Annotated in this window: 21 protein-coding genes and 1 other annotated feature; all 21 genes read left to right on the top strand. The window is 52.3% G+C overall.

Annotated elements, in window-relative coordinates; all coding sequences use genetic code 11:
* The first annotated feature begins 86 nt into the window (after positions 1 to 86).
* The 21 genes from ftsA to BBI15_RS10060 all read left to right on the top strand — a co-directional run bounded on the left by ftsA (position 87) and on the right by BBI15_RS10060 (position 23448).
* Positions 87 to 1376: a cell division protein FtsA gene (gene ftsA / locus BBI15_RS10160; protein WP_058383515.1), complete on the top strand. Its 1290-nt coding sequence runs from the start codon at positions 87 to 89 to the stop codon at positions 1374 to 1376.
* Between the two features lie 58 nt (positions 1377 to 1434).
* Positions 1435 to 2625, top strand: a complete 1191-nt coding sequence (gene ftsZ / locus BBI15_RS10155; protein ID WP_068869452.1) for a cell division protein FtsZ — start codon at positions 1435 to 1437, stop codon at positions 2623 to 2625.
* Between the two features lie 199 nt (positions 2626 to 2824).
* Positions 2825 to 3496: a YggS family pyridoxal phosphate-dependent enzyme gene (locus BBI15_RS10150; RefSeq protein ID WP_068869451.1), complete on the top strand. Its 672-nt coding sequence runs from the start codon at positions 2825 to 2827 to the stop codon at positions 3494 to 3496.
* Positions 3493 to 3996 carry a cell division protein SepF gene (locus BBI15_RS10145; RefSeq protein WP_068869450.1) on the top strand — a complete coding sequence of 168 codons (504 nt, stop codon included), beginning with the start codon at positions 3493 to 3495 and terminating at the stop codon, positions 3994 to 3996. Before BBI15_RS10150 ends, BBI15_RS10145 begins: the two co-directional genes overlap by 4 nt.
* Before the next feature lie 18 nt (positions 3997 to 4014).
* Positions 4015 to 4278: a YggT family protein gene (locus BBI15_RS10140; protein ID WP_068869449.1), complete on the top strand. Its 264-nt coding sequence runs from the start codon at positions 4015 to 4017 to the stop codon at positions 4276 to 4278.
* A gap of 154 nt (positions 4279 to 4432) precedes the next feature.
* The gene (locus BBI15_RS10135) at positions 4433 to 5218 is read left to right on the top strand and encodes a YlmH family RNA-binding protein (protein ID WP_068869448.1); all 786 of its coding nucleotides are present in this window, start codon (positions 4433 to 4435) and stop codon (positions 5216 to 5218) included.
* A gap of 89 nt (positions 5219 to 5307) precedes the next feature.
* On the top strand, positions 5308 to 5835 hold the full coding sequence (locus BBI15_RS10130; protein WP_068869447.1) for a DivIVA domain-containing protein: 528 nt from the start codon (positions 5308 to 5310) through the stop codon (positions 5833 to 5835).
* A 49-nt stretch (positions 5836 to 5884) separates the two neighbouring features.
* Positions 5885 to 6094, top strand: a binding site (T-box leader).
* A gap of 44 nt (positions 6095 to 6138) precedes the next feature.
* Positions 6139 to 8901, top strand: a complete 2763-nt coding sequence (gene ileS / locus BBI15_RS10125) for an isoleucine--tRNA ligase (protein WP_068869446.1) — start codon at positions 6139 to 6141, stop codon at positions 8899 to 8901.
* Positions 8902 to 9004: 103 nt separating this feature from the next.
* The gene (gene lspA / locus BBI15_RS10120) at positions 9005 to 9478 is read left to right on the top strand and encodes a signal peptidase II (protein WP_208599429.1); all 474 of its coding nucleotides are present in this window, start codon (positions 9005 to 9007) and stop codon (positions 9476 to 9478) included.
* Positions 9478 to 10380 (top strand): RluA family pseudouridine synthase, encoded by a 903-nt coding sequence (locus BBI15_RS10115; RefSeq protein ID WP_068869444.1) that lies wholly within the window; start codon positions 9478 to 9480, stop codon positions 10378 to 10380. The genes lspA and BBI15_RS10115 overlap by 1 nt, the downstream gene beginning before the upstream one ends.
* Positions 10381 to 10599: 219 nt before the next feature.
* On the top strand, positions 10600 to 11139 hold the full coding sequence (pyrR, locus tag BBI15_RS10110; protein WP_068872572.1) for a bifunctional pyr operon transcriptional regulator/uracil phosphoribosyltransferase PyrR: 540 nt from the start codon (positions 10600 to 10602) through the stop codon (positions 11137 to 11139).
* Positions 11140 to 11170: 31 nt separating this feature from the next.
* Complete coding sequence (locus BBI15_RS10105; RefSeq protein WP_068869443.1) at positions 11171 to 12460, top strand: solute carrier family 23 protein; 1290 nt, start codon at positions 11171 to 11173, stop codon at positions 12458 to 12460.
* A gap of 135 nt (positions 12461 to 12595) precedes the next feature.
* Positions 12596 to 13465, top strand: coding sequence for an aspartate carbamoyltransferase catalytic subunit (locus tag BBI15_RS10100; protein WP_068872571.1), 870 nt, complete (start codon positions 12596 to 12598; stop codon positions 13463 to 13465).
* Between the two features lies 1 nt (position 13466).
* Complete coding sequence (locus BBI15_RS10095; protein WP_068869442.1) at positions 13467 to 14741, top strand: dihydroorotase; 1275 nt, start codon at positions 13467 to 13469, stop codon at positions 14739 to 14741.
* Positions 14741 to 15835 carry a carbamoyl phosphate synthase small subunit gene (locus BBI15_RS10090; protein ID WP_068869441.1) on the top strand — a complete coding sequence of 365 codons (1095 nt, stop codon included), beginning with the start codon at positions 14741 to 14743 and terminating at the stop codon, positions 15833 to 15835. The genes BBI15_RS10095 and BBI15_RS10090 overlap by 1 nt, the downstream gene beginning before the upstream one ends.
* Positions 15828 to 19016 (top strand): carbamoyl-phosphate synthase large subunit, encoded by a 3189-nt coding sequence (carB, locus tag BBI15_RS10085; RefSeq protein WP_068869440.1) that lies wholly within the window; start codon positions 15828 to 15830, stop codon positions 19014 to 19016. Before BBI15_RS10090 ends, carB begins: the two co-directional genes overlap by 8 nt.
* A complete protein-coding gene (locus BBI15_RS10080) occupies positions 19013 to 19780 on the top strand; it encodes a dihydroorotate dehydrogenase electron transfer subunit (RefSeq protein WP_068869439.1) in 768 nt (255 codons plus the stop codon). Before carB ends, BBI15_RS10080 begins: the two co-directional genes overlap by 4 nt.
* On the top strand, positions 19777 to 20691 hold the full coding sequence (locus tag BBI15_RS10075) for a dihydroorotate dehydrogenase (RefSeq protein ID WP_068869438.1): 915 nt from the start codon (positions 19777 to 19779) through the stop codon (positions 20689 to 20691). The genes BBI15_RS10080 and BBI15_RS10075 overlap by 4 nt, the downstream gene beginning before the upstream one ends.
* Positions 20688 to 21380, top strand: a complete 693-nt coding sequence (pyrF, locus tag BBI15_RS10070; protein WP_068869437.1) for an orotidine-5'-phosphate decarboxylase — start codon at positions 20688 to 20690, stop codon at positions 21378 to 21380. The genes BBI15_RS10075 and pyrF overlap by 4 nt, the downstream gene beginning before the upstream one ends.
* Positions 21377 to 22006: an orotate phosphoribosyltransferase gene (gene pyrE / locus BBI15_RS10065; RefSeq protein WP_068869436.1), complete on the top strand. Its 630-nt coding sequence runs from the start codon at positions 21377 to 21379 to the stop codon at positions 22004 to 22006. Before pyrF ends, pyrE begins: the two co-directional genes overlap by 4 nt.
* Before the next feature lie 107 nt (positions 22007 to 22113).
* Positions 22114 to 23448 (top strand): D-serine ammonia-lyase, encoded by a 1335-nt coding sequence (locus BBI15_RS10060; RefSeq protein WP_068869435.1) that lies wholly within the window; start codon positions 22114 to 22116, stop codon positions 23446 to 23448.
* The last annotated feature ends 19 nt before the right edge of the window (positions 23449 to 23467 follow it).

Here is a 23467-nt window from a genome sequence, read left to right as displayed (position 1 = left end):
TCTAAGTTTCGCTATTTTACTTAGACAAGGTGTGTATTTTACAATAGAATGTAATGTAGAGAAGTTTTATAAGGAGGTGCCACGAGTTGAGTCAATCAGAATTATATGTAAGTTTGGATATCGGGTCTTCCTCCGTCAAAGTATTGATCGGGGAAATGACCAATAAATCGTTGCACGTCATCGGCGTGGGCAACGTCAAATCTAATGGAATCAAAAAAGGTGCGATTGTTGATATAGATGCAACTGTCCAGTCCATTAAAAAAGCCGTCGACCAAGCAGAGCGCATGATCGGCAAGGAAATACACGAAGTGGTGCTGGGCATCCCGGCCAACCAGGTGGCATTGCAGCCGGTTAAGGGCATCGTTGCAGTGAACAGCGAGAACCGTGAAATTACAGATGAGGATCTGGAACGCGTTTTGGAAGCGGCACAAGTGATGTCGATCCCGCCAGAACGTGAGCTGGTCAATATCATTCCTGAAGAATATGTTGTCGACCACTTGGGCGAGATCAAAGATCCAAGGGGCATGATCGGCATCCGACTTGAAATGGATGGTACAATGGTGACGACTTCGAAAACGGTCTTGCACAATGTGTTGCGCTGCGTTGAACGTGCCGGCCTTGAAATCCGCGAGATCTATGTGCAGCCGCTCGTAGCCGGAAGCTACGCATTAACAGAAGATGAAAAAAACCACGGAACGGCCTGTATCGATATCGGTGGAGGTTCGACTTCCATCGCAGTATTCCGCGATGGCCACCTGCGTGCAGCATCCGTCATTCCAGTCGGGGGCGACCATGTAACGAAAGATTTGTCGATCGTTTTGAAAACCCCGACGGAGCAAGCTGAAAAAATCAAGCTTGAGCACGGCCACGCATTCTTTGATGATGCTTCTGAAGAAGAAGTGTTCGAAGTGCCGGTAATCGGTTCGGATTCAAGAGAACAATACAGCCAAAAATACATATCTGAAATAATCGGAGTTCGCATGGAAGAACTTTTCGAATTGATTTTAGATGAGTTGTACCGCCTCGGCGTCGATGAGCTGCCTGGTGGTGTCGTATTGACAGGCGGAATGGCCAAAATGGACGGCCTTCCAGAGCTGGCTAGAAGCATTCTCCAAACGCGGGTGCGCTTGTTCACGCCTGAATTCATCGGAGTTCGCGAGCCGCAGTACACAACAGCGGTCGGATTGATCCAATACGCTTACGCAGAAGATTTGTTCTACGGAAACGTCGGCCATAGTTCAGCAGCGACACATTCGCAGAAACCTGAGTATGTGGAGCAGCAGCCGAAAAAGCAAAAGCAGCCGAAACAACCGAAACAGGATAACGAAGGTGTCGTAAGCAAAGCCAAAAAAATGTTTGATCGTTTTTTTGAATAAAATCATCATTGTGTCCGGCTTATGTTCAAAAGCTGAGCAATCTTAGGAGGAAAAAAGAATGTTGGAATTTGATACAAATATCGATGCATTAGCCGTAATTAAAGTCATTGGTGTCGGTGGCGGCGGAAACAACGCAGTCAACCGGATGATCGAACATGGAGTTCAAGGGGTGGAATTCATCGCTGTCAACACAGATGCGCAAGCCTTGAACCTTTCGAAAGCGGAAACACGCCTGCAAATCGGCGGAAAATTGACGCGCGGCCTTGGCGCTGGCGCTAACCCGGATGTCGGGAAAAAAGCAGCAGAAGAAAGCAAAGAACAGATAGAAGAAGCTTTGCGCGGAGCCGATATGGTCTTCGTCACTGCCGGTATGGGCGGAGGCACTGGTACGGGTGCTGCACCTGTCATCGCAGGCATCGCCAAAGAACTTGGCGCTTTGACAGTGGGCGTCGTTACTCGCCCGTTCACATTCGAAGGGCGCAAGCGCTCAACTCAGGCTATCGGCGGAATCGCAACGATGAAAGAGTCAGTCGATACATTGATCGTTATCCCGAACGACCGCCTACTTGAAATCGTAGACAAAAATACGCCGATGCTAGAAGCATTCCGTGAAGCGGATAATGTTCTTCGCCAAGGTGTACAAGGCATCTCTGATTTGATCGCAGTTCCTGGTCTTATCAACCTTGACTTTGCCGATGTGAAAACGATCATGTCCAACAAAGGCTCTGCACTCATGGGTATCGGTGTCTCTTCAGGAGAGAACCGTGCTGCTGAAGCTGCGAAAAAAGCAGTATCGAGCCCGTTGCTTGAAGTATCTGTCGATGGGGCAAAAGGTGTCCTCATGAACATTACAGGCGGATCGAACTTGAGCCTGTATGAGGTACAGGAAGCTGCCGATATCGTCGCGTCAGCATCGGATGAAGAAGTGAACATGATCTTCGGTTCCGTCATCAATGACAACTTGAAAGACGAAATCGTTGTCACGGTCATCGCTACCGGCTTTAACGAAGAATTGTTGAACCCGGCTGGACGCGCGCCACGCGGATCCGGATTGAATGCAAACCGCATCCAATCGATCCAACAGCAAAACCCGGCCCCTTCCATCCGTGAAGCACGCCGCGAAGAACAGTCACAGCGCCGCGAAGAGCAGGCTCCTTATTACAACCAGGAGCCTCAGCGCCAGGATAAGCAAAGTGAAGATGCTTTGGATATCCCGACATTCCTGCGCAACAGACAAAAGCGCCGTTAATAGGAAAACAGCTGCCGATCCGGCAGCTGTTTTTTTATATGTTTGGACGCGAAAAGCCAGTTTCGGAATCACTTGCCCTCTGCCATTCATAATTTTGTTGAAAATTGTCCGGCTTTGTTGTTTTAATGCCAGGCTGAATTGATAATTCAGCTCCAGCTTGGTACAATAAAGTGAACGTCTATAGAAAAGTTGTGAGCATATGAAAGCGATTAAACCGAAATTTGAAGAAATGGCCCATACATTAAATCGAATCCATAGCGGCATTGAAATCGTCGCAGTCACCAAACAAGTCGGAATCGACAGAACACAGGAAGCCGTCGATGCGGGCATCCGCCATCTCGGCGAAAATCGTCCTGAAGGCCTTAAGCTGAAGCATGGATCGATTGAAGGGGATGTTTGTTGGCATTATATCGGTTCTCTCCAGTCACGGAAAGTCAAAGAAGTGATCGGACTCATCGATTACCTCCATTCACTGGACCGCCTGAGTTTGGCGAAAGAGATCCAGAAACGTGCCGATAAACCCGTCAAGTGCTTTGTCCAGGTCAATGTTTCGGGGGAGGAATCAAAAAGCGGATTTTCTCCTGTGGAAGTTCCCGCGTTTATCGAATCCTTGAAGGATTTTGATAAGATACAGGTGGTCGGCTTGATGACCATGGCGCCGAATACAGAGGACGAAGCGCTATTAAGAGCTACATTCAGAGGCTTGAAAGATTTGCAGCTGCAAGTTGCAGCCAAGAAATGGGCGCATGCCCCTTGTACGGAACTGTCGATGGGCATGTCGAATGATTACCTGATTGCGGCTGAAGAAGGCGCGACATTCGTCCGCGTCGGGACCGCATTGGTGGGGTCGGAAAGTGAGGCGGAAAGATGAGCATGAAAGATAAATTCAAGAATTTCTTTTACCTGGACGAGTACGAAGAAGAGCCCGTCCAGGAGGAACGCAAGCAGCGCCCTGTGCAGCGCTATGAAAAGCCTGCCCCGGCAGCTGCCGAACAGCCGCAGAAGAAAGTGGCGAAAGCACCGAAGCCAGTGAAAGAACGCCGTGAGAATTTGGAGGAACCTACCGTGCAGAATATAGTCAATTTGCAGAATGCATCTGCTTCATCATCAAAAGTCAGCTTGGCGGAACCACGTGTCTATGCAGAAGCACAGGACATCGCGGAAAGCTTGAAAACGAAACAGGCCGTCGTGGTCAACTTGCAGCGCATCGAACGGGACCAGGGCCTTCGGATCATCGATTTCCTGAGCGGCACCGTCTATGCACTGGGAGGGGATATCCAGCGCATCGGCACTGACATTTTCCTTTGTGTGCCGGACACGGTCGAAGTCGATGGCGCCATCTCCGATTATTATCACGACGATCAACAATAGAAAGGTGCTTAAAATCGAATGTATCTTATCGTAAACTTATTGCTAAGCGCAATAAACATCTACTTTTATATCCTGATCATCAGCGTCTTCATGAGCTGGGTGCCGAGCATCAAGGAGTCCGCATTCGGGCAGATGATCTCACGGATCACGGATCCGTATCTGGATATTTTCCGCCGCTTCATCCCGCCGATCGGCATGATCGATATCTCGCCGATTGTGGCCATTTTCACTTTGAGCCTCGCGAGCCAAGGCATCATCACATTGGCGCAGTACCTTCTCTGATAAGAAGCTGAATAATCGCCAGCTGATATAAGAAGACGGAGAATCCAGTTCTCTGTCTTTTTTAGTTGGGGCGAACGGTGAAAGGGATTTTCCGAGACTATGTAGAATGCTAGTTAGACAATGAACGAATCCAAGAAACCGGAGGGAACGGCCCATGGAAGAGATATTCCAGCATTTCCGTAAAGACGAACAACAATTTATCGAGCAGGCATCGGACTGGCTGCAAGATGTGGAAGATATGTATGCGCCGAAACTCACGGATTTCCTGGACCCGCGCCAGCGCTTCATCGTCAAATCGCTGATCGGCGGGCGTGATGTGCAAATGGCTGCTTCCGGCTTGTTCGGCCAGGCAGAGCGCCAACGCGTCCTGTTGCATCCCTCCTATTATGTGCCGGAAGAAAGGGATTTCCAAATCACCATGTTCGAGCTGCGCTACCCCGCCAAATTCGTGACGTTGAAACATCCGGACATTCTTGGCGCACTCATGTCGCTGGGATTGGAAAGAGGGAAGTTCGGGGACATCCGGATCGATGACGGCATCGTGCAACTGGCAGTGATGGCGGAAATCGCGCCGTATTTGCGCGCCAATTTCACGAGCGCCGGAAAAGTGAAAGTCCAGCTTGAAGAAGTGGGCGACCCCGCCGATTATCTCCCGGTCATCGAGGAGTGGACGGAACAGGCGCATACGGTCAGTTCGCTGCGGCTGGATACGGTCATGAGCTCGGTCTATAATATCTCCCGGCAAAAAGCGGCGGCGCTGATCAATGGGGGGAAAGTGAAAGTCAATTGGACGGCCCAAGAAAGCGTCTCGTTCGAACTGCACGAATCCGATTTGATTTCGACGCGAGGGCTTGGGCGCGTGCAAATCATCGCAATCGAAGGGCGGACGAAAAAGGACAAGATCCGCCTGCAGGTCGGTAAATTGGAATTGAAAAAATAAATCCATGCCGAATGTAGCGAATAGTACTGAAATTTCTCGCCATGACAGGTATAATGAGTGTAAACATGCAGAGAGTAAGGAGAGATACGATGCCTTTATCACCATTAGATATACATAATAAAGAGTTCAGCCGCGCATTCCGCGGTTATCAAGAAGATGAGGTCAATGAATTCCTCGAGCAAATCATGAAGGATTACGAAAAAGTCATCAAAGAACGGAATGAGATGGAAGAGCGCATGAAATCCACGGACGAGCGCATGGGTCATTTCACCAATCTGGAAACGACTTTGCAGAAGTCCATCTTCGTGGCGCAGGAAGCGTCCGAAGAAGTCCGCCGCAACGCACAAAAAGAAGCAGACCTGATTGTGCAGGAAGCAGAGAAAAATGCAGACCGCATCGTCAATGAATCGCTTGCGAAAGCACGCCGCATCGCGACCGAAATCGAAGAATTGAAAAAGCAGTCGAAGATTTTCCGCAACCGTTTCAAGATGCTGGTGGAAGCGCAGCTGGATTTGATCGAGACGGAAGACTGGAATACCTTGCTTGAATACGATCTGGACACGGAAAACCTTGACCGGATCGAGAAGAACGAAGCAGAAAGCGCTGCAAAGGAATAAGCCCGCTCTTGACTGGGATCTATTCAGCTTCTATAATTACGACATACTTATAAACGCAATGATGGAGACAGTACGAAACGGACATCCGATCGAGCGAGCCGGGGGCGGTGGAAGCCTGGCGCGGGACCGTCTTGGAAAATCACTCCTGAGCTGGACCGGTGAACGCTAAGTAACCGGGCCCGTCCCCGCCACGTTACGGTGTCGAGTTGGCAGCATTTAGCTGCAACAAGGGTGGTACCGCGAGCTTCTCGTCCCTTTCCAGGGATGGGAGGCTTTTTATTATGCTTACAGGAGGAATGGAAAATGGATTATAAAGATACATTATTGATGCCGAAAACCGAGTTTCCGATGCGCGGCAATTTGCCGAACCGGGAACCTGAAATGCAAAAGAAATGGGAAGAAATGGACATCTATAAAAAAGTGCAGGACCGCACGAAAGGCCGCCCGTTCTTCGTGCTTCATGACGGGCCTCCGTACGCAAACGGCGACCTCCACATGGGACATGCCTTGAACAAAGTCCTGAAAGACATGATCGTCCGCTCGCGCAGCATGATGGGCTACCATGCCCCGTATGTGCCGGGCTGGGATACGCACGGCTTGCCGATCGAACAGGCGTTGACCAATAAAGGGGTCAACCGCAAAGAGTTGTCGCTCGCTGAATTCCGCAAGCTTTGCGAAGAATATGCTTACGAGCAGATCGACAGCCAGCGCTCACAATTCAAGCGCATTGGCGTACGAGGCGACTGGGAAAACCCATATGTCACGTTGAAACCTTCTTACGAAGCACGCCAGATCGAAGTATTCGGCAAAATGGCGAATAAGGGCTATATCTATAAAGGCTTGAAGCCGGTCTACTGGTCTCCGTCAAGTGAATCCTCACTTGCTGAAGCGGAGATTGAGTATCACGACAAAAAATCCCCATCAATCTATGTATCCTTCCCTGTAACGGACGGAAAGGGCGTTTTGGATGAAGGCACGAAGCTGGTCATCTGGACGACAACGCCTTGGACAATCCCTGCCAACCTCGGGATTTCTGTCCATGCGGATTTGGATTACGTAGAAGTTGCTCATGGCGGTTCGACATTCGTCGTCGCAAAAGATTTGCTTGAAGAAGTGGCTAAAGAGCTGGAATGGACGGATCATGAAGTCGTCCGCACAGTGAAAGGCCAGGAACTGGAACATATCGAGGCGAAACACCCATTGTATGACCGTACGTCACTCGTCATGCTCGGCGAGCACGTCACGACCGATTCCGGTACGGGCTGCGTCCACACCGCTCCTGGACACGGGGAAGATGACTTTTTGATCGGCAAGAAATATGGCTTGGATGTTCTATGCCCGGTCGATGAGCGCGGCGTCATGACAGAGGAAGCGCCAGGGTTTGCCGGTGAGTTCTACGACAAAGCGAATAAATCGATCACAGAAGCGCTCGACGAGGCAGGTGCCTTGGAAGCCTTGACGTTCATCACCCACTCATACCCGCATGACTGGCGCACGAAAAAACCGGTCATCTACCGGGCGACGGCGCAATGGTTCGTATCGATCGATGCGTTCCGCGACCAGATCCTAAAAGCGATCGACGAGACGGAGTTCACGCCAGCATGGGGTGAAACACGCCTTTACAATATGCTGCGTGACCGCGGTGACTGGAACATTTCCCGCCAGCGCGTGTGGGGCGTGCCGATTCCGGTATTCTATGCGGAAAACGGCGACCCGGTCATCACGGAAGAAACGATTGCACATATCGCGGATCTCTTCCGCGAACACGGATCGAACATCTGGTTCGAGCGTACAGCAGCTGAACTATTGCCGGAAGGCTTTACACACCCGAGCAGCCCGAACGGCATCTTCACGAAAGAAATGGACATCATGGATGTTTGGTTCGATTCAGGATCATCCCATCAGGCGGTGCTTGATGAGCGCGAAGACCTGCAGTATCCGGCAGACCTGTACCTGGAAGGCTCCGATCAATACCGCGGCTGGTTCAACTCATCGCTTACGACGAGTGTCGCCATCAACGGCATCGCTCCGTATAAAGGCGTCTTGAGCCACGGCTTTACATTGGACGGCAACGGCCGCAAGATGAGCAAATCGCTCGGCAACGTCATCGTGCCGGCAAAAGTGATGAACCAAATGGGAGCGGATATCCTGCGCCTATGGGTTTCTTCTGTCGATTACACGGCGGATGTGCGCGTATCGGATGATAACTTCAAGCAAGTGTCTGAAGTGTACCGCAAGATCCGCAACACGCTGAAATTCCTTCACGGCAACTTGGCTGATTTCGATGAGAAAACAAACCGCGTGCCGTTTGAAGACATGCGCGAGATGGACCAGTATATGGCCATGAAATTGAACAAACTGATCGATACGGCTACTAAAGGCTACGAGAATTATGAATTCTCCTCTGTCTACCATGCGCTGAACAGTTATTGCGCAAATGATCTTAGCTCATTCTACCTTGATGTCGCAAAAGATGTCGTCTATATCGAACGCGCGGACCACCCGCACCGCCGTGCGATGCAGACCGTGATGTTCGACAGCTTGATGGCGCTCGTCAAGCTGGCATCCCCGATCCTCCCGCATACAGCGGATGAAATGTGGTCGTACTTGGATTCCGCTTCAGAAGAAAGCGTCCAATTGACCGACTTCCCTGAGGCAGTGGAGCGTCCTGAGTTCAAGGATCTTGAAGAGAAATGGGGACGCTTCATGGACGTCCGCGACGATGTCTTGAAAGCATTGGAAGAAGCGCGTGCTGCGAAAACGATCGGGAAATCGCTCGAAGCGAAAGTGACGCTCTACGCAAGTGACGAATTGGCGAACTTATTGCCGGCGATCGATTCGAACCTCGCGCAATTGTTCATCGTTTCCGAATACGAATTCGGCGGGGCGAGAGAACAAGCACCGGAAAATGCGCTGTCACTTGACGAAGTGTCAGTCGTCGTCGAAAAAGCACAAGGCGAGAAATGCGGCCGCTGCTGGACGATCTCCAAGCATGTCGGCGAATCGGAAGCACATCCGGAACTTTGCCCGCGTTGTGCGGAAGTCGTTGAAATCGAATACGCTTGAGCTTGAACGGTCCGAAAGCCGGTTATCCGGCTTTCGGACTTTTTCTTTTTTCGCCTGCTCTGTGTTAAAATGAATAGACTGATGAATGACGGGGGAACTACAAGTGATTTATTATGGGATTGCTTTACTGATTATTGCATTGGATCAATGGACCAAATGGCTGGTCGTCAAAAATATGGAGCTCGGGGAACGGATTCCTGTGCTCGAACCGTATCTCGGATGGCTTTCCCACCGCAACCGCGGCGCGGCGTGGGGGATGCTCGAAGGGCAAATGTGGCTATTTGCCGTCATCACTATCGTAGTGATTGTGGCGATTCTTTATTATTTCCATAAGCATGCCGGCGGACAGCCGCTGTTTCAATTAGCGCTGATGGTGCTACTAGGAGGCGCAATCGGTAATTTCATCGACCGGATGTACCGTGGTGAAGTCGTCGATTTTGTCGATGTGCTGATTCCAGTAATCAATTATGACTTTCCGATCTTCAATGTTGCGGATGCTGCATTGACCATTGGGGTCGTCTTAATGGTCATTTTCGTGATCATGGATGAAAAACAACAAAAGAAAAAGGTGTCTTAATGGAAGAATTGACAATAAACATTACAGAAGAACAAAAAGGCGAACGCATCGACAAAGTGATCTCTGCAGTCGATGAGGAATGGTCGCGCTCACAGATCAGCAATTGGGTCAAAGATGGCCATATCAAAGTGAACGGTGAAACGGTGAAGCCCAATTACAAAGTGCGCCTGGAAGACGAGATCCTCATCACGCCGCCGCTATTGGAAGAATTGGATGCAGAACCGGAAAACCTGGATCTCGATATCGTCTACGAAGATGAAGACGTGCTCGTCGTCAACAAACCGAAAGGCATGGTCGTCCATCCGGCACCGGGACACGCGAGCGGCACGCTCGTCAATGGCCTCATGTACCATTGCACCGACTTGTCCGGCATCAACGGCGTGGTGCGCCCGGGGATCGTCCACCGCATCGATAAAGACACGTCGGGCTTGTTGATGGTTGCGAAAAACGACCTTGCGCATGCTTCTTTGGTAGAGCAATTGGTCGAAAAATCCGTGACGCGCAAATACATCGCGCTTGTCCATGGACATATCGCCCATGATAAAGGCACCATCGATGCACCGATCGCACGCGACCCGAAGGAACGCCAGAAGATGGCCGTTGTCGATAAAGGCAAGCATGCGGTGACGCATTTCACCGTACTTGAGCGTTTCGGCAATTTCACATTGGTGGAATGCCGGCTTGAAACCGGCCGTACGCACCAGATCCGTGTCCATATGCGCTATATCGGATTTCCGCTTGCCGGGGACCCGAAATACGGCCCGAGAAAAACGATGGATATCGGTGGCCAGGCTTTGCATGCCGCCGTCATCGGTTTTATCCATCCACGGACGAAGGAATACTTGGAATTCTCGTCTGCTTTGCCAGCTGAATTCGAAGAACTTCTCGAGACTCTCCGCTGAGGGGGTTGACAAATGAAATGGCTGTTCTTTATACTTAGACCAGTCAACTGAATACGCATCACCTTTAAGAACAGTCCAGAGAGGCTGAAAAGGGATATTCGCAAAGCCGGAAGTGTGTCTTCCGGAAGGTTTTTTTCTGCGCTTATGCACCCTTCGCCTCTTCTGGCGGAGGGTTTTTTCATGCAGAAATTTCAATGCAATCATAAAGGAGTGGAACACATGGCAGAAAAAGCGGTCATTCTTGATGACAAGGCAATCGGGCGCGCAATTACACGGATCGCCCACGAAATCATCGAGCGCAATAAAGGAATCGACGGCTGCATCTTGGTCGGCATCAAAACAAGAGGCGCATTCATCGCCAAGCGTTTGGCGGAGAAAATCGAACAAATCGAAGGCAAAGCCATTCTGACTGGAGAACTGGACATCACGCTTTACCGGGATGACCTGAGCCAGAAAAACCCGGGGCAGGAGCCGCTCGTCCAGCAAGTCGATATTGAGCACAGCATCAAAGACCGGAAAGTCATCCTGGTTGACGACGTCCTCTACACCGGACGCACTGTACGCGCAGCTATGGACGCGGTCATGGACCTCGGCCGGCCGGCACAGATCCAGCTCGCCGTCCTGATCGACCGGGGACACCGGGAGTTGCCGATCCGCTCCGATTATGTCGGGAAAAACATCCCGACCTCGAGCGAAGAACGGATTGTGGTCGAGATGACAGAAAGCGACAGCACCGACCGCGTCACCATCAATGACTAAGGACTACTATTAGGGACAGGGGAGAAACAGCTTGAGCAATGCCATTCTAGACATACACGATAAACCAAAAACGGGGCAATGGATTTCCCTTAGCCTGCAGCACATGTTCGCCATGTTCGGCGCAACGATCCTCGTGCCGCAGCTGGTTGGATTGAGCCCTGCGATCGCGCTATTGACGAGCGGCATCGCCACCATCATTTTCGTCCTCATCACGCAATTCAAGGTGCCGGCGTATCTCGGTTCCTCATTCGCCTTTATCGTCCCGATCCAGATCGCGACGGAAACAGGCGGCATCGGCTCAGCGATGATCGGCGCCATGTTCGTCTCCTTGGTCTACGCAATCGTCTCGCTGATCATCTGGAAGACCGGCTATAAATGGCTCATGAAACTCTTGCCGCCGATTGTCGTCGGCCCAGTCATCATCGTCATCGGGCTGGCACTGTCCGGGACAGCGGTCGACATGGCCATGAACATCCCCACGGCAGACGGGGGGTCCGAATACAGCCTGCTGCATTTCTCGGCAGCCTTAGTGACGCTCATTACGGCGATCATCTGCAATATCTACTTCAAGAACATCATCTCGCTCATGCCGATCCTGATCGGCATCATCGTGGGTTACGCCTACTCGGCGATGATCGGCATCATCGACTTCAGCCCGGTCGCTGCTGCGAACTGGTTCCAAGTGCCGGAATTTCTCGTGCCAGGTATCGATTACTCGTTCCAAGTGACGCCGACGCTCCTGTTCGTCATGGTGCCGATCGCCATCGTCACGATTTCTGAGCACATCGGCCACCAGCTAGTACTTGGAAAGATTGTCGACCGCAACTACATAAAAGACCCAGGCCTTCACCGCTCGATTCTGGGCGACGGAATCGGGACGTTCATCTCCTCGCTTGTCGGGGGGCCGCCGAAAACGACTTACGGCGAGAACATCGGCGTACTCGCCATCACGAAAGTGTTCAGCGTTTACGTCATCCTCGGCGCGGCCGTATTCGCCATCCTGTTTTCCTTCTTCGGCAAACTGATGGCGGTTATCGACACCATCCCGACTGCGGTACTCGGGGGCATCTCGATCCTCTTGTTCGGCATCATTGCCTCATCGGGACTGCGGATGCTCGTCGATAACGGCATCGATTTCGGCAACAACCGCAACTTGGTTATCTCATCTGTCATCCTGGTCATCGGGATCGGCGGAGCGAAACTGGAGTTCAGCGAATCGTTCGCGATCGAAGGCATGGCTCTGGCCGCTATCGTCGGCGTTGTGTTGAACTTGGTCCTGCCTGGGCTTGATAAACAGGAAGTGGATGATGGAACTGAATAAATTTACCTTTTAAGGAATGTCCAGAGAGGCATGGAAAGGGTTTTGGATGAGGGTGCAGTCTACCCTTATTTCCTCACACCTTCCTGCCCCTGGGAAGGTGTTTTTTTGTACAGTCAATGAAAGGGCGTGAGCGAATTGCCGAATCTGTTAACGATGGACAATCTTGAAAACGACAAAATCATGCACTTGCTGAAGCGTGCAGAGCAGTTTGAAAAGGGCGAAGTGGCCACACTCGACGGCGCGGTCGTCAATTTGTTTTTCGAGCCGAGCACAAGGACAAAAATGAGCTTCGAAATGGCTGAACACCGGCTTGGGCTTTCCGTCCTGCCATTCGAGACGGCGTTTTCCAGCATATTAAAAGGCGAAACCCTGTACGACACGGTGAAAACGATGGAAGCGATCGGCGTCAAGGCGGTGATCATCCGCCACGAGGAAGAAGCGTATTACGAGCAACTAACGGGCTGCAAAGTGGCGATCATCAACGGCGGAGACGGTTCAGGCCAGCACCCGACACAATCCTTGCTCGATTTGTATACGATCCACCAGGAATTCGGGCGGATCGACGGCATCCATGTAACAATCGTTGGCGACATTGCCCATAGCCGTGTCGCCAAATCGAACGCCGCCGCACTGAAACAGCTTGGCGCGAACGTCAGCTTCGTCTGCCCGGAGGAATGGAGCGGCGAGTACGAGACGAGCGATGACTTGGACGCCTTGATCGGCGAAACGGACGTCGTCATGATGCTCCGCGTGCAGCATGAACGCCATGCGGTATCCGCCCTTTTTTCCAAGGAACGCTACCATAAAGAATTCGGCTTGACAGAAGCACGCGAACGGAAAATGAAAAAAGGTGCCATCATCATGCACCCAGCCCCGATCAACCGGGGAGTGGAGATCGCCGATTCCCTTGTCGAATGCAAGCGCTCAAGGATCTTCAAGCAAATGGAAAACGGCGTTTTCGTCCGGATGGCTGTACTTGAATATGCAATGAAAGGGAGAGAGTAAAATGGGATTATTCATTAAGAACGTAAAAATGTTGAATGGGGAACAATTGGAGGAAACGAACATCCGCATCAACGATGGCCGCATCGAGGAAATAGGCAATGATTTGCGGGCGCAAGGAGAAACGGAAATCGACGGCAAAGGCCGGATGATCGCACCAGGATTTGTGGACGTCCATGTCCATTTGCGTGAACCGGGGGGAGAGAAAAAAGAAACGATCCAAAGCGGCACGAAGTCAGCGGCGCGCGGCGGCTATACAACCATCTGCGCCATGCCGAATACACGGCCGGTACCGGACACGAAAGAAAATCTCGATCTCGTCAACAGCTTGATCGAAAAAAATGCGCTCATCCGGGTTTTGCCGTATGCGTCCATCACGATCCGCGAAGCGGGCAAAGAACGGACCAATCTAAAAGAACTGAAAGAACACGGTGCGTTCGCCTTTACAGATGACGGCGTAGGCATCCAAGAAGCCGGGATGATGCTCGAGACGATGAAGGAAGCGGCTGGGCTTGATATGGCTGTCGTCGCGCATTGCGAAGACAATAGCTTGATTTATGGCGGGGTCATGCACGACGGCAAACGAAGCCGAGAACTTGGGCTTCCGGGAATCCCGTCTGTTGCGGAATCGGTCCATATCGCGCGCGACATCCTGCTCGCTGAAGCGGCAGGCGCCCATTACCATGTCTGCCACGTCAGCACGAAAGAGTCGGTGCGCGTCATCCGCGACGCCAAACGCGCAGGCGTCCGCGTCACGGCGGAAGTGACGCCTCACCATCTATTGCTGACGGAAGAGGACATCCCGGGCGATGACGCGAACTATAAAATGAACCCGCCGCTTCGCGCGAAAGAAGATTACGAAGCGCTACACGAAGGGCTGCTCGACGGCACGCTCGATTTCATCGCGACCGATCACGCCCCGCATGCTGCAGAAGAAAAAGCGAACGGCATGGAAAAAGCGCCGTTCGGCATCGTCGGATTCGAAACGGCATTCCCATTGCTTTATACGGAATTTGTCCAAAGCGGCAAATGGACACTCGCTCAGTTGATCGGCTGGCTGACGAAAAAACCGGCGGATGTGTTCGGCCTTCCTTACGGGACGCTCGAGGCAGGGCAAGCAGCCGATTTAGTGCTGCTCGATTTGGAGAAACAGCAGGAAATCCGCACGGAAGATTTCCTTTCAAAAGGAACGAATACGCCATTCGGCGGACAAACTTGCACCGGCTGGCCGGTCATGACCATCTTCAGCGGTGACATCGTATGGCAGGAGGAAAACTGATGAAACGTTATTTGATCTTAGAAGACGGAACAGTATTCACGGGGGAAGCATTCGGTGCAGAGTCGGCATCATTCGGGGAAGTAGTGTTTAACACGAGCATGACCGGCTATCAGGAAATCCTCTCCGATCCATCGTATTGCGGGCAGATCGTCACGATGACGTACCCGCTGCAAGGCAATTACGGCATCAATAGCGACGATTTCGAATCGATCGATCCAGCCGTCAAAGGCATGGTCGTCCGGGAAGCGGCGGATTTCCCGTCGAATTTCAGAAGCACGATGAGCTTGAGCGAATTGCTCGAGAAAAAAGGCATCCCTGGTATCGCCGGAATCGATACGCGGAAGCTGACGCGGCTGATCCGCGTTAACGGATCGATCAAAGGCATCTTGACTGCCGCTGGGGAAGAACCGGATGTGGCACAAGTGGTCGAGAAACTGAAAGAAACCCCTTTGCCAACTAATCAAGTGGCGCAAGTATCGATCACACGCCCATATCCAAGCCCGGGCCGCGGCAAGCGCGTCGTCTTGATCGATTACGGCATGAAGCACGGGATTTTGCGCGAACTGAACAAACGCAAATGCGACGTCATCGTCGTGCCGCATAATACGAGCGCGCAGGAAATCCTCGCCTGGGGCCCGGACGGCGTCATGCTGTCAAACGGGCCGGGAGACCCGAAAAACGTGCCGGAATGTGTGGACGTTGTCGGGGAATTGCTGGGCCAAGTGCCGATTTTCGGGATTTGCCTCGGCCATCAACTATTCGCAAGGGCGTGCGGCGCCGAGACATTCAAGCTGAAGTTCGGCCACCGCGGCGGCAATCACCCCGTGCGTGATCTTGTCACCGGAAAAATCGAAATCACCTCACAAAACCACGGCTATGCAGTCGATGAAGAAACCTTGCAAGGCACGCGATTGAAAGTGACACATACAGCACTCAATGATGGAACGAACGAAGGGCTGGCACATCTCGATTACCCGGCTTTCACCGTGCAATACCATCCGGAATCCTCTCCAGGGCCGGAAGACTCGAATTACCTATTCGACCGATTTTTGGAAATGATGAACGCACAGCGGAAGGAGCAACAACATGCCTAAAAGACAAGATATCAAAAGCATCCTCGTAATTGGTTCCGGCCCGATCGTCATCGGCCAAGCAGCAGAATTCGACTATGCGGGCACACAAGCCTGCCTCGCCTTGAAAGAAGAAGGATACCGAGTCATTTTGATCAACTCGAATCCGGCGACCATCATGACCGATACTGAAATCGCCGATAAAGTATATATCGAGCCGATCACTTTGGAATTCGTCAGCCGAATCTTGCGCAAGGAACGGCCGGATGCACTGCTTGCGACACTTGGCGGACAGACAGGGCTCAATATGGCAATTGAGCTGGACGAATCAGGGATATTGGATGAATTGGGTGTTGAGATCTTGGGAACCAAGCTGGAAGCGATCCATAAAGCGGAAGACCGGGACTTGTTCCGCAGCTTGATGAACGAACTAGGGGAACCGGTACCGGAATCCGATATCATCCACAATATGGAAGAGGCAAAGCGTTTCGTCGAACGCATCGGCTATCCGGTCATCGTCCGTCCTGCGTTCACGCTCGGCGGAACGGGCGGCGGCATCTGCCATAATGATGAGCAATTGCATGAAATCGTCGCATCAGGATTGAAGTACAGCCCGGTGACGCAATGCTTGCTGGAAAAATCGATCGCCGGATTCAAGGAAATCGAGTACGAAGTGATGCGCGATGCGGAAGATACCGCCATCGTCGTCTGTAATATGGAAAACATCGATCCGGTCGGCATCCATACCGGAGATTCGATCGTCGTGGCACCGAGCCAGACCTTATCGGACCGTGAATACCAAATGCTCCGCAATGTGTCGCTGAAAATCATCCGCGCATTGAAGATCGAAGGCGGCTGCAACGTACAGCTCGCACTTGATCCGTATAGCTTCGATTACTACATCATCGAAGTGAACCCGCGTGTCAGCCGTTCGTCTGCGCTGGCATCGAAGGCGACCGGCTACCCCATCGCGAAACTGGCGGCGAAAATCGCGGTCGGCTTGACGCTCGGCGAAATGATGAACCCCGTGACGGGCCGTACTTACGCCGCATTCGAGCCTGCACTTGACTATGTCGTATCGAAAATCCCACGCTGGCCGTTCGATAAATTCGAAGCGGCCAAACGCAACCTCGGCACGCAAATGAAAGCGACAGGCGAAGTCATGGCAATGGGCCGGACGTTTGAGGAATCGATGCTGAAAGCGGTCCGTTCACTGGAAACCGGCCAATTCCATTTGGAGCTGAAAAACGGCACGGACATGAGCGATGAATGGATCGAAAAACGCATACGTAAAGCAGGCGACGAAAGGTTGTTCTTCATCGGTGAAGCGCTTCGCCGCGGCGTGACGATCGAAACGATCCATGACTGGAGCCAAATCGATTTGTTCTTCCTGGAGAAGTTCGATAAGATCGTGCGCTTTGAAAAAGTGTTGCAGCAACACCCATTTGATTATGAGACTATGAGAAAAGCCAAACGCATGGGCTTTGCCGACAGAACGATCGCCAAACTATGGTCAACCGAAGAGGCAAAAGTCTATGAATGGCGTAAAGCACAAGGCTTGATGCCGGTCTATAAAATGGTCGATACATGCGCTGCGGAATTCGAATCGGAAACGCCTTATTTCTACGCCAGCTACGAGGACGAAAACGAATCGATCCGCACCGACAAAGAAAGCGTCATCGTGCTTGGATCCGGCCCGATCCGCATCGGACAGGGCGTCGAATTCGATTACGCAACGGTCCATTCCGTCTGGGCGATCAAAGAAGCCGGCTACGAGGCAATCATCATCAACAACAACCCGGAGACGGTGTCGACTGATTTCTCCATTTCCGACAAGCTCTATTTTGAGCCTTTGACCATTGAAGACGTCATGCACATCATCGACCTCGAACAGCCGAAAGGCGTCGTCGTGCAATTCGGCGGGCAGACAGCGATCAACTTGGCCGATAAGCTCGAGGAAAACGGCGTGAAGATCCTCGGCACGACGCTTGAAGACATCGACAGAGCGGAAAACCGCAACAAATTCGAAGCGGCGCTCCATGCAATCGGCATCCCGCAGCCGCTCGGCAAAACAGCGGTGTCGACTGAAGAGGCGATCGTCATTGCTTCCGACATCGGCTATCCGGTACTGGTCCGCCCATCTTATGTACTCGGGGGCCGTGCGATGGAAATCGTCTATAACGAAAGCGACTTGATCCATTATATGGAACATGCAGTCGAAGCTAGCCCAGAACATCCGGTATTGGTCGACCGTTACTTGACAGGGGAAGAAATCGAAGTCGATGCGATCTGCGACGGGGACAATGTCTTGATTCCGGGCATCATGGAACATATCGAACGGGCAGGCGTACACTCAGGAGATTCGATTGCCGTCTATCCGCCGCAAAATATTTCGCAGCAGCAAATCGCGACGTTGACCGATTACACGACACGGCTTGCCAAAGGCTTGAAGATTGTCGGCTTGCTGAATATCCAGTACGTCATCTCGAAAGGCGAAGTGTTTGTCATCGAAGTCAACCCGCGTTCAAGCCGCACGGTGCCGTTCCTCAGCAAGATCACCGGCATCCCGATGGCGAATATCGCCACAAAAGCGATTTTGGGGCAAAGCATCATCGATCAAGGGTATACGCCAGGGCTTGCACCGTTGAAAAATGGGGTGTATGTCAAAGTGCCGGTGTTCTCATTCGCAAAACTGCGCCGCGTCGACATCACGCTCGGGCCGGAAATGAAATCGACCGGGGAAGTGATGGGCAAAGACGTCACGCTTGAAAAAGCGCTCTATAAAGGATTAGCGGCAGCTGGCATGGAAGTGAAAGACCATGGTACTGTGCTTCTGACCGTTTCCGATAAAGATAAAGAAGAAGCGGTTGGGCTTGCGAAACGCTTCCGGGATATCGGATACCAGATCATGGCAACTGGCGGGACGGCTCAAGCTTTTGAAGCCGCAGGCATTGCCGTGGCTGAAGTGGGGAAAATCGGGGCGGAAGGCCGCACGTTGCTGGATGTCATCCAAAACGGCGACGCACAGATCGTCATCAACACCTTGACCAAAGGCAAGCAGCCGGAGCGCGACGGGTTCCGCATCCGCCGGGAATCGGTCGAAAACGGTGTACCGTGCTTGACTTCACTCGACACGGCAGAAGCGATGCTCAGAGTCATCGAATCAATGACATTCCAGGCAGAGGAAATGGGGGCAGGTGTATGATCAAACAGGAGAAAATGGAAATTATCTCCCAATCCGAAATCGCCAAGAATATTTTCGAACTGACCGTATCAGGTTCTTTAGTGCAGGAAATGAACGAACCAGGACAATTTGTCCATGTGCGCGTGGCGGACAGTTTTGAACCGCTCCTGCGCCGGCCGATTTCCGTGGCGAAAATCGATAAGGACGCATCGAGCTTCACGATGATCTACCGTTCGGAAGGGCGCGGCACGAGCTTATTGTCCCAGAAGACAGAACGCGACACATTGGATGTGCTGGGGCCGCTTGGCCACGGTTTCCCGGTTGATGAAGCCGGAAAAAAAGCCTATTTGATCGGAGGGGGGATTGGCGTGCCGCCGCTTTACGAACTGGCACGGCAATTGAATGCAAGAGGCGTGGAGACCGTCCATATTCTCGGGTTTGAAAGCAGCGAAGCGGTGTTTTATGAAGATAAATTCTGCGCTCTCGGCGATACGCATATTGCCACAGTCGACGGTTCGCATGGGACGGAAGGCTTCGTGACCCATATCTTAAATGGTTTGCCGAATGATTTTGACACGTATTATTCTTGCGGCCCGACGCCGATGCTCGAAGCGGTGCAATGGGCATACCCGGAGAAAAAAGGGTTTTTGTCCTATGAACAGCGCATGGGCTGTGGCATCGGCGCATGCTTTGCGTGCGTCTGCCGGACGACGAGAAGCGAAACGGATTACATCAAAGTATGTTCCGATGGCCCTGTATTTCCAGCAGGGGTGGTGATTTCATGACGGATCTAAGCGTAAAATTGCCTGGCCTTGACTTGAAAAACCCGATCATGCCGGCATCCGGCTGCTTCGGGTTCGGGAAAGAATACGCCCAGCTCTATGATTTGTCGAAACTCGGCTCGATCATGATCAAGGCGACGACTGCCGAGATGCGACTCGGCAACCCGACACCGCGCGTGGCGGAAACTTCATCCGGCATGCTCAATGCCATCGGGTTGCAAAACCCAGGACTTGAAAAAGTGGTCGGTGAAGAACTTCCGTGGCTCGATCAATTCGATGTGCCGATCATCGCCAATGTGGCGGGATCGCTCGCAGAGGATTACGTCGAAGTGGCAAGAACCATTTCCAAAGCGCCGAATGTGCATGCGCTGGAATTGAATATTTCCTGCCCGAACGTCAAGCAAGGCGGCATCACTTTCGGGACGGACCCATATGTGGCAAAAGAATTGACGCGCATGGTGAAAGATGTCTCGGACGTGCCGGTTTACGTGAAATTATCGCCGAACGTCACCGATGTCGTCGAACTCGCCAAAGCGGTCGAAGAAGGCGGGGCGGATGGGATCACGATGATCAATACGCTGCTTGGCATGCGGCTTGACCCGAAAACAGGCCGCCCGGTCATCGCCAACCTTACAGGCGGCCTATCAGGGCCCGCGATCAAACCGGTCGCCCTGCGCATGGTGTATGAAGTGCGGCGTCACACCGACTTGCCGATCATCGGCATGGGCGGCGTAGCGGAAGTGGACGATGTCATCGACTTTTTGTCAGCGGGAGCGAATGCTGTCGCAGTCGGTACGGCGAATTTCGTCAATCCGTTCGTCTGTCCGGAACTGATCGATAAACTGCCGGAACGTTTGCACGAACTGGGTTACGAATCTGTACAAGAACTCACTGGAAGGAGCCACCGCTTATGACTACCAAACCAATCATCGCGCTCGACTTCCCGTCGAAGCTCGATGTGGAAGAATTCTTGTCGGAGTTTGCGGAACCATTGTTTCTGAAAGTCGGAATGGAATTGTTCTATCAGGAAGGGCCAGAACTCGTCCATGCATTGAACCGCTATGGCCATGACATTTTCCTGGACTTGAAATTGCACGATATACCGAATACCGTCGAATCCGCCATGCGCCGCATCGCAGAGCTCGGCGTCGATATGGTCAATGTCCACGCAGCAGGCGGCCTTGCGATGATGGAAGCTGCGAAACGGGGGCTTGCCGGCAGCGGGACGAAATTGATTGCGGTGACGCAATTGACTTCGACGAGCGAAGAGCAAATGCAACAAGAGCAATTGATCTCTGTGAGTTTAAAAGAGTCGGTTTTGCATTACGCGAAACTTGCGAAACAGGCCGGGCTTGATGGCGTTGTCTGTTCGGTGCATGAAGCGGAAGCGATCGGGAATGCATGCGGGGAGGATTTCCTCCGCGTGACGCCCGGCATCCGCCCGGCTTCTTCTGAATCACACGACCAGAAGCGCATCGCTACTCCTTACGACGCAAAAATGCAGGGTTCGACGCATATCGTCGTCGGGAGAGCCATCACCCGCTCGGAAAACCCCCAAAAAAGTTACGATTACATCAACGGAGAATGGAGCGGTCATTCATGAAAAAGCAAATCGCACAACAGCTATTATCCATCGACGCAGTTGAATTGCGCCCGAACGATCCATTCACCTGGGCATCCGGCGTCAAATCGCCGATTTACTGCGACAACCGGCTGACGATGTCCTATCCAAAAGTCCGCAAGGCGATCGCCGATGGGCTGGCGGAAACGATCCGCCGCGAATATCCGGATGCACAAGTGATAGCGGGAACCGCGACAGCGGGTATCCCGCATGCTGCATGGGTGGCGGAACGCCTCGATCTGCCGATGGTTTATGTGCGTTCGAAACCGAAAGGGCATGGGCAATCGAATTTGATCGAAGGTAAAATCGAGCCCGGCCAAAAAGCCGTGGTCATCGAAGACTTGATCTCCAAAGGCGGGTCGGTGCTGCAGGCAGCGCAAGCGCTGCAAGAAGCCGGCTTTGAAGTGGCCGGTATCGCCGCGATTTTCACTTACGGGTTGCCCCAAGCAGAACAGGCGATACACGAAGCCGGATTCACTTTCCACACACTGACGGATTTTCCGGCATTGGTTGAACAAGCAAAAGAAAGCGGTTCGATCGCGGCAGAAGATTTGCCTATGCTTAGCGATTGGCATGAAAAACTGAAAGCTGGTACATTGATTTCATAAGAAAACCTTCCCCCATCGACAGGATGGGGGAAGGTTTTTTTAGCCATAAAGGGAAATAAAGTAAGTGAATAGGGTATGGTATAACAAACGACAAGGAGGCGGTAGGCATGGGACTTACCAAACAGGAAATCGGTAATTGGATGGAGGAATATCCGCAGATGGCCAATTTACTCAAGTTGCAGCCGCTCGTTTGGCTCAACCCGAAGCGCAGGGAGATGGAACACGTCCAAGGCTTGCCGGTCAGTTTTGAAGACTTGGAGGAGGCCGAACGATTATGGCAGCGCTTTGCCCCTTATTTGAGGGCAGTGTTTCCTGAAACGGAAGGGACTGAAGGCATTATCGAGTCGGAATTGCGGGAAGCAGGAAATATGCAAACGCAATTGGAGTCATATTACGGCGAGCACCTGCCTGGGAAATTATTCATTAAATGTGACAATGAGCTGCCTGTTGCGGGGTCGGTGAAAGCTCGCGGCGGATTCTTTGAAGTGCTGCGCCATGCGGAAACGCTGGCGCTGAAAGAAGGGCTTCTTGCACCTGGAGATTCCTATGAATGGTTTGCGACGGATGAAGCTAAAAAGTACTTCGGAAACTATGCCATCGGTGTCGGCTCGACCGGGAACCTGGGCTTAAGCATCGGCATCATCAGCGCTGAACTAGGATTCAAAGTCTCTGTCTATATGTCAGCGGACGCGAAAGAATGGAAGAAGGAATTGCTGCGGAAAAAAGGGGTCCGTGTCGTTGAGTTCAGCGGGGATTTCAGTGAAGCGGTAACAGCAGGGCGCGAAGAAACGCTCCGTCTGCCGAACGGTTATTTTGTCGATGATGAAAAATCCCGTGACTTGTTTCTTGGCTATAGCGTGGCTGCGCTCCGATTGAAACATCAACTGGAACATATGGGAGTGGCAGTGGATAAAGAACATCCGCTGTTCGTCTATTTGCCATGCGGTGTCGGCAGGGCGCCGGGTGGCATGGCATTCGGTTTGCGTTACATGTTCGGCGATTACGTACATCCGGTGTTTATCGAGCCGACACATGCGCCAGCGGTCCTGCTCGGGCTTATGACAGGCTTGAAGAACGGGATTTGTGTCCAGGACATCGGCATCGACAATAGGACGGAAGCGGACGGGCTCGCCGTCGGCAGGGCGTCAAGTTTTGCCTCGGCGAGTTCCGAACAATTGATATCGGGTATTGCGACGGTCGAGGACAATGAATTGTTCCCGCTGCTCGCCATGCTGAAAGATAGTGAAGGGATCCAGATCGAACCTTCCGCAGCAGCCGGTTTTGCCGGGCCCTTCATGATGGCAGCGACAAACTATGCGGAAGAGCATTCAATTGATCCGGAAAAAGCGGCACATATCGTCTGGCTGACTGGCGGGGCGCTCGTGCCCGAAGAAGAGATGGCCGGTTTTTATGCAAGAGGGTTGGAGAAACTGAAACGCTAGGCAGGAATTTCATTCCATG

This window comes from Planococcus plakortidis (assembly GCF_001687605.2).
Taxonomy (GTDB): Bacteria; Bacillota; Bacilli; order Bacillales_A; family Planococcaceae; genus Planococcus; species Planococcus plakortidis.
Note: the sequence above shows the minus strand (reverse complement) of the source record. Positions and strands in the feature narration are given on the sequence as shown.

Bases quoted from the DNA above. Each gene is read 5' to 3' on its own strand.
- BBI15_RS10150 (WP_068869451.1), top strand. From the start codon at position 2,825: ATGAAAGCGATTAAACCGAAATTTGAAGAAATGGCCCATACATTAAAT.
- carB (WP_068869440.1), top strand. From the start codon at position 15,828: ATGCCTAAAAGACAAGATATCAAAAGCATCCTCGTAATTGGTTCCGGC.
- BBI15_RS10135 (WP_068869448.1), top strand. From the start codon at position 4,433: ATGGAAGAGATATTCCAGCATTTCCGTAAAGACGAACAACAATTTATC.
- BBI15_RS10090 (WP_068869441.1), top strand. From the start codon at position 14,741: ATGAAACGTTATTTGATCTTAGAAGACGGAACAGTATTCACGGGGGAA.
- ileS (WP_068869446.1), top strand. From the start codon at position 6,139: ATGGATTATAAAGATACATTATTGATGCCGAAAACCGAGTTTCCGATG.
- ftsZ (WP_068869452.1), top strand. From the start codon at position 1,435: ATGTTGGAATTTGATACAAATATCGATGCATTAGCCGTAATTAAAGTC.
- pyrR (WP_068872572.1), top strand. From the start codon at position 10,600: ATGGCAGAAAAAGCGGTCATTCTTGATGACAAGGCAATCGGGCGCGCA.
- BBI15_RS10140 (WP_068869449.1), top strand. From the start codon at position 4,015: ATGTATCTTATCGTAAACTTATTGCTAAGCGCAATAAACATCTACTTT.
- BBI15_RS10060 (WP_068869435.1), top strand. From the start codon at position 22,114: ATGGGACTTACCAAACAGGAAATCGGTAATTGGATGGAGGAATATCCG.
- BBI15_RS10115 (WP_068869444.1), top strand. From the start codon at position 9,478: ATGGAAGAATTGACAATAAACATTACAGAAGAACAAAAAGGCGAACGC.
- BBI15_RS10095 (WP_068869442.1), top strand. From the start codon at position 13,467: ATGGGATTATTCATTAAGAACGTAAAAATGTTGAATGGGGAACAATTG.
- BBI15_RS10080 (WP_068869439.1), top strand. From the start codon at position 19,013: ATGATCAAACAGGAGAAAATGGAAATTATCTCCCAATCCGAAATCGCC.
- pyrF (WP_068869437.1), top strand. From the start codon at position 20,688: ATGACTACCAAACCAATCATCGCGCTCGACTTCCCGTCGAAGCTCGAT.
- BBI15_RS10075 (WP_068869438.1), top strand. From the start codon at position 19,777: ATGACGGATCTAAGCGTAAAATTGCCTGGCCTTGACTTGAAAAACCCG.
- BBI15_RS10145 (WP_068869450.1), top strand. From the start codon at position 3,493: ATGAGCATGAAAGATAAATTCAAGAATTTCTTTTACCTGGACGAGTAC.
- BBI15_RS10130 (WP_068869447.1), top strand. From the start codon at position 5,308: ATGCCTTTATCACCATTAGATATACATAATAAAGAGTTCAGCCGCGCA.
- pyrE (WP_068869436.1), top strand. From the start codon at position 21,377: ATGAAAAAGCAAATCGCACAACAGCTATTATCCATCGACGCAGTTGAA.